The sequence below is a fragment of the Paraburkholderia sp. J63 genome (assembly GCF_905220245.1).
GTDB lineage: Bacteria > Pseudomonadota > Gammaproteobacteria > Burkholderiales > Burkholderiaceae > Paraburkholderia.
The window spans coordinates 1-1,220 of sequence record NZ_CAJMZF010000130.1 but is presented as its reverse complement, the minus strand read 5'-3'; the positions used below and the strand labels follow the sequence as shown (position 1 = coordinate 1,220).

At 62.4% G+C, this 1,220-nt stretch carries 1 protein-coding gene; it reads left to right on the top strand.

Annotation, left to right across the window (positions count from 1 at the left end; all coding sequences use genetic code 11):
* Positions 1-1,220, top strand: a 1,220-nt coding sequence (locus U5775_RS38795) for an NAD(P)/FAD-dependent oxidoreductase (protein ID WP_322063415.1), incomplete at both ends; no start/stop codon positions are given.

Genomic DNA, 1,220 nt, shown 5'->3' with positions numbered 1-1,220 from the left:
ATGACCCCCGCAAGTCTTTTGGAGCAATACGGCCCACGCGAGTCGATGGAATACGACGTGGTGATCGTAGGCGGCGGCCCCGCGGGCCTGTCCGCGGCGATCCGGCTGAAGCAGCTGGCTGCAGAAAAAGGCGTCGAGATCGGCGTATGCGTGCTGGAGAAAGGCTCGGAAATCGGGGCGCATATCCTCTCGGGCGCGGTCATGGATCCGCGCGCCATCGACGAATTGATCCCCGACTGGAAGGAGCAAGGTGCGCCGCTGAACGTGCCCGTGACCGAAGATCAATTTCTTTTCCTTTCGGAAACCGGCGCGAAATCGGTGCCCAACTGGGCGCTGCCCGACAACTTCAAGAACCACGGCAACTATGTCATCAGCCTCGCGAATGTCACGCGCTGGCTGGGCCAGCAGGCCGAAGCGCTGGGCGTGGAAATCTTCCCCGGCTTTCCGGCCGCGGAAGTGCTTTATAACGACGATGGGTCGGTCAAGGGCGTCGCTACCGGCAACATGGGCGTCGGCAAGGATGGCGAGCCCACCGAGAATTTCCAGCTCGGCATGGAGCTGCACGCCAGATACACGCTGTTCGCGGAAGGCTGCCGCGGGCATCTGGGCCGACAGCTCAACGAGAAGCTCAAGCTCGACAAGGACGCCGATCCGCAGGTCTACGGTATCGGCATCAAGGAGCTGTGGGAGATCGATCCGGCGAAGCACAAGCCGGGTCTCGTGATCCACACGGCGGGCTGGCCGCTGGAGAAAGACACCTACGGCGGCTCGTTCCTCTATCACATCGACAACAACCAGGTGATGGTGGGGTTTGTCGTGGGCCTCGCGTATACGAATCCGTATCTCTCGCCGTTCGAGGAATTCCAGCGCTACAAGACGCATCCGGCGATCCGCAAATATCTGGAAGGCGGCAAGCGCGTTTCGTATGGCGCGCGCGCGATGACGGCCGGCGGCCTGATGTCGTTGCCGAAGCTCGTATTCCCGGGTGGCGCGCTGGTCGGCGACGACGCAGGCTTCCTGAACGCCGCGCGCATCAAGGGCAGCCACGCAGCGATCAAGACCGGCATGCTCGCGGCCGAAGCGGCATTCGATGCGGTGCAGGCGGCCCGTCAAAGCGATGAACTCACCGCCTACCCCGAAGCGTTCAAGCAATCGTGGCTGTACACGGAGCTCTACAAGGCGCGCAATTTCAAGCAGTGGATGAGCAAGGGCCTGTACCT